Source organism: Bacteroides sp. (assembly GCF_019417265.1).
GTDB lineage: Bacteria > Bacteroidota > Bacteroidia > Bacteroidales > Bacteroidaceae > Phocaeicola.
In genome coordinates, this window is sequence record NZ_DXVR01000140.1 from 1 (window position 1) to 4,974 (window position 4,974).

At 41.9% G+C, this 4,974-nt stretch carries 3 protein-coding genes; 1 reads left to right on the top strand and 2 read right to left on the bottom strand.

What is annotated here, in order from left to right; genetic code table 11:
• The first annotated feature begins 193 nt into the window (after positions 1-193).
• Positions 194-943, top strand: a complete 750-nt coding sequence (locus QZ379_RS12000) for a NigD-like protein (RefSeq protein ID WP_291565080.1) — start codon at positions 194-196, stop codon at positions 941-943.
• Here QZ379_RS12000 and mutS read toward each other — a convergent pair.
• Positions 936-3,560, bottom strand: coding sequence for a DNA mismatch repair protein MutS (gene mutS, locus QZ379_RS12005; protein ID WP_291565087.1), 2,625 nt, complete (start codon positions 3,558-3,560; stop codon positions 936-938). The two genes, QZ379_RS12000 and mutS, sit on opposite strands and share 8 nt — an antisense overlap.
• A 101-nt stretch (positions 3,561-3,661) precedes the next feature.
• The gene (locus QZ379_RS12010) at positions 3,662-4,474 is read right to left on the bottom strand and encodes a type II CAAX endopeptidase family protein (protein ID WP_291565084.1); all 813 of its coding nucleotides are present in this window, start codon (positions 4,472-4,474) and stop codon (positions 3,662-3,664) included.
• Between the last annotated feature and the right edge of the window lie 500 nt (positions 4,475-4,974).

The window sequence follows — 4,974 nt, forward strand, 5'->3', positions numbered from 1 at the left end:
TACATGCCTGTCACGCATGGGGTCACGGGTTCGAGTCCCGTACGCACCGCTTAAGCCTTCACTTCTTAGTGAGGGCTTTTTTATTGTATCAACATTGAGTATTTTTAACATATAACGATGCACGATATTCCATAATAATGCATTTAACGTATAGACAAACATTCAAAGTTAACACGTTAAAAATTAAATTATTATGAGACTACGTTCAATTCTAAGACATGCGCTGGTAGCTTCGGTTGCCATATTTTCACTGCAGTCGTGCAATAACGACGATGATGACTACGACTATTCTCTTCTATTTCCTAACGCACTGGTGACAGTAAAGACTGATGCAAACGATACTTTCTTCCTGCAGCTTGACGATAAAACTACACTGCGCCCGGTGAATGTAACAAAATCACCATTCGGAGAGAAAGAAGTAAGAGCATTGGTGAATTTCGATGAAACTGAGGACCCGGCAGACGGATTCAGCAGGGCTGTACATATCAACTGGATAGACAGTATCCTGACAAAGCCTATAGCAGAAAGATTTGAGGATGAAGAAGAGAATGACAAAGTTTACGGTAATGACCCGGTAGAAATCATGAACAGCTGGATGACAGTTACCGAGGACGGATATCTGACATTACGCTTCAGCACTGCATGGGGAAATACAGGTACAAAACATTTCGTAAACTTGGTTCCGACAAACAATCCTGACAATAAGTACGAAGTGGAATTCCGTCACAATGCTTATGGTGATGTGAACGGACATCTTGCCGACGGACTTGTAGCATTCAAGCTTGACCAGCTTCCTGACACTAACGGCGAAACTGTAAAGCTTAAACTTATCTGGAACTCATTCAGCGGCGAAAAGAGCTACGAGTTTGACTACTGTACACGCCAGTCAACTCCGGCAAATCCGGAAATGACAAGCGTGAGAGCCAAGAATTTCATCAATTAAGAATTTTCTTTATTTCATTTAATTTGTTCAAAGCTTCAACAGGGGTGAGATTATTGATATCCAAATTGATAATTTCATCCCTTATTTGACTTAATACAGGGTCGTCAAGCTGGAAGAAATTCAGCTGAATACCGTCTGATGTTGACGACGATGAAGCACCTTTCTTTTTCTTTAATTCCGAGGTTATCTCCTTTTCCTTTCCGGATATAGAACCCTGACGGTTTTCTTTCTCCAAAAGAGCTAAAATCTCATCTGCACGCTTCACTATAGACTTAGGCATACCGGCCATCTTAGCCACATGAATACCGAATGAGTGTTCGCTGCCTCCTCGCTCTAACTTACGAAGGAAAATCACCTTATTATCTACTTCCTTGACAGATACATTATAGTTCTTTATACGGCTGTAAGTACGCTCCATCTCGTTCAACTCATGATAGTGGGTTGCAAACAGAGTACGCGCCTTTGCCTTAGGATTCTCGTGTATATGCTCTACTATAGCCCAGGCTATGGATATACCGTCGTATGTAGACGTTCCTCGACCAAGCTCGTCGAACAGCACCAGACTGCGCTGCGAAAGATTGTTCAGAATATCGGCAGCCTCATTCATCTCGACCATAAATGTAGATTCTCCCACAGAGATGTTGTCGCTCGCTCCCACACGGGTGAATATCTTGTCAACGATACCTATATGCGCACTCTCGGCAGGTACGAAACAACCTATCTGAGCCATAAGAGTGATAAGGGCAGTCTGTCTCAGCAAAGCCGACTTACCCGCCATGTTAGGACCGGTAATTATGATAATCTGCTGTTTCTCAGTGTCAAGATAAACATCATTTGCTATATACTTCTCGTCCAAAGGAAGCTGTTTTTCTATCACCGGATGTCTTCCCCGGCGGATATCCAGAACTTCATCCTCCGATATCACCGGACGTATATAACCGTTAGCCTTCGCAGCCGATGCAAACGAAAGCAGACAGTCAAGAACAGCTATCTGAGTGGCATTTATCTGAATGGCAGGAATAAACTCAGCCAACGACATTACCAGCTCGTTATAAATACGTGTTTCAAGAGTAAGAATCTTGTCCTCTGCACCAAGGATTTTCTCTTCGTATTCCTTCAGTTCCTGAGTGATGTATCTTTCAGCATTCACAAGAGTCTGCTTTCTTATCCATTCGGCAGGAACCTTATCCTTATGCGCATTACGCACCTCTATATAATAACCGAACACGTTATTATAAGCAATCTTAAGGCTTGGAATACCTGTAAGCTCACTTTCTCTCTGCTGAATCTGAAGAAGATAATCTTTTCCGGAGTATGATATACGCCTCAGCTCGTCCAGTTCTTCAGACACACCGTCGGCAATCACACCACCCTTATTGACCAAGAGCGGAGGGTCATTGTTTATTTCCTTTGCTATTTTGTCGCGGATTGATACACATAGGTTAAGCTGTTCGCCTATCCTGCGAAGACTCTCGTTATCAGCCTCCAGACAAGCCATCTTGATAGGTTCTATAGCCTGCAGAGCCACTTTGAGCTGCACTACCTCTCGTGGAGAGATTCTGCCCACAGCAGCTTTCGACACTATACGTTCCAAATCACCTATTCTGTGAAGACAGTCCTCAACTTCTTCTTTAAAATCAGGATGACGGAAGAAGTATTCCACCACATCAAGTCTTCTGTTGATAGGCTGCACATCCTTCAGCGGAAATATAATCCAGCGTTTCAGCATACGTGCACCCATCGGACTGATGGTATGGTCTATCACGTCGAGCAGACTCGTTCCGCCGTCGTTCATACTTCCCATAAGTTCCAGACTGCGGGCAGTAAACTTGTCTATACGCACATACTTCTCTTCTTCGATGCGCGACAGCGATGTGATATGCCCTACATGCTCATGCTGAGTCATTTCAAGATACTGAAGAATAGCTCCCGAAGCTATCACACCATTCTTAAGATGTTCCACTCCGAAACCTTTCAGATTCTTCGTTTCAAAATGTTTGAGCAGTTTCTTCACAGCCGAGGTTTCTGTGAAAACCCAGTCGTCAAGTTCGAAAGTAAAGAATTTGGTACCGAAGTTGCCTTCAAACATAGGTTTCTTTCCACGTTCGAAAAGCACTTCCTTAGGAGCAAAGTTATTTAGAAGTTTGTCGATATAATCAAGTTTTCCTTCGGCAGTCATAAACTCGCCTGTAGAAATATCAAGAAAAGCCACACCGCAAGCTGTCTTTCCGAAATGAACGGCAGCCAGGAAGTTGTTTTCCTTATAAGAAAGAATATTGTCGCCAATGGCCACACCCGGCGTAACAAGCTCTGTTATACCGCGTTTCACCAGTTTCTTTGTAGTCTTTGGGTCCTCCAGCTGGTCGCAGATGGCCACACGTCGTCCCGCTCTGATAAGCTTCGGCAGATATGTATCAAGAGCATGATGAGGGAATCCCGCCATCTCGATAGTCTTGTTCTGTCCGTTGGCCCTCTTTGTAAGGGTAATGCCCAAAATCTCGGATGCTGCCACCGCATCTTCCGAATATGTTTCATAAAAGTCTCCGCATCTGAAAAGCATGATAGCATCAGGATGCTTTGCCTTCAGGTCGAAAAACTGTTTCATCATGGGGGTCATTACTACTTCGCTGTCTTTTGCCACGGTAAAATCCTTTCTTTTATATGGTTTGATATAATTTTATTGTTGCGCAAAGATACTCCAAAATCCACGAATATCGTTTATGCCTGCAGGTTATTTTCTTCGTTCCACTGCACCGGTTCTTTCACTATCTTCTTTCTGATAATGAAAATGCAGACCACTGTAAGAACTATTCCGGCCACTGCCAAAACCAGAGCTCCATTCTCGCCGAGCGATGAAATCATAGTTGCATCCGGGTTGCCGGACAAGGCATAAAGCAGTACGGAACTGCCGTTATTGATAAAGTGCATCAATATTCCCGGAATAAGACTTCCGGTGAGATAATAGACCCATCCGAGAGCCATTCCAACCACGAATGCAAACGGAATCTGAGCCGGATTGCCATGTACCAGACCGAATATCAGCGATGATACCACAATGCCAAGGTAAGGCATTTTCCATTTTCGCATGAGATGTCCCTGTATCGCACCGCGGAACAGCAATTCCTCCACCAACGGAGCCATCACCACAATGGATATTATTCCTAAAGGGTTGTTCATCATCTGTTCGAACACATCCTTCATATTGTCCGGCAGTCCGGCAAGCTCGCTGAAATAGTTGGTCCATAGACCCATAGCCACGATAAACACAGCCGATGCAAGCAGAATAGAGCATTTGTCCGGCATATGCAGTCTGAATGCATCAACAGATACATACTTTCCCAACAATACATGAAGACCGATTGCTAAAGTGGAAAGAAACTGTGCCCACATCACAATGGACATATATCCGCTTCCGGTCATGTCCGGCATTTCCATCACTCCGCTTTTCAGCATATACAAACCTGTAAGCCCACCGAAGAATGCAAACTGATAGGCGAAATACAGTAACAGTAATTTTATAGTACGTCCCATAACAATCTAATTTATTGCACCACAAAATTATACAGTTTGACGAAATAAACCAAACATAGCTATAAGCTTATATAATATAAAATAGTCAGACGATAAAGTAAAAACACCTTTTTATATTCTGTAAATATAAACTGTATATATGTAAATACAACTTATATCTTTATAAATATAACTTGTATTTATAAAAACATAAGTTGTATTTATAGAATATTCCATGCCGAAACATCTTTTACGACAAGGCTATAAGAAGTATTCCCACCATAATCCTTTTAAATACGCGCCTTTACATGTTAATGAATATTAAAAATAGGGGGGGGTAGTTAAACACTATTTAATTTATTTCTTTTTCCGTTTTATAGATTTACATTTGAACTCTTGAAAAAACAGCCATTATATACTTATGATAAAAACACTTTGACCTACTAACATGAGACCTTAAAATAAATTATAATTTTTAATACAAGTATTTATTAAATTATTTAATTATCATACATTGATAT

Excerpts from the sequence above, each read along its gene's own strand:
- QZ379_RS12000 (WP_291565080.1), top strand. The coding sequence starts at position 194 with ATGAGACTACGTTCAATTCTAAGACATGCGCTGGTAGCTTCGGTTGCC.
- mutS (WP_291565087.1), bottom strand. The coding sequence starts at position 3,560 with ATGACCCCCATGATGAAACAGTTTTTCGACCTGAAGGCAAAGCATCCT.
- QZ379_RS12010 (WP_291565084.1), bottom strand. The coding sequence starts at position 4,474 with ATGGGACGTACTATAAAATTACTGTTACTGTATTTCGCCTATCAGTTT.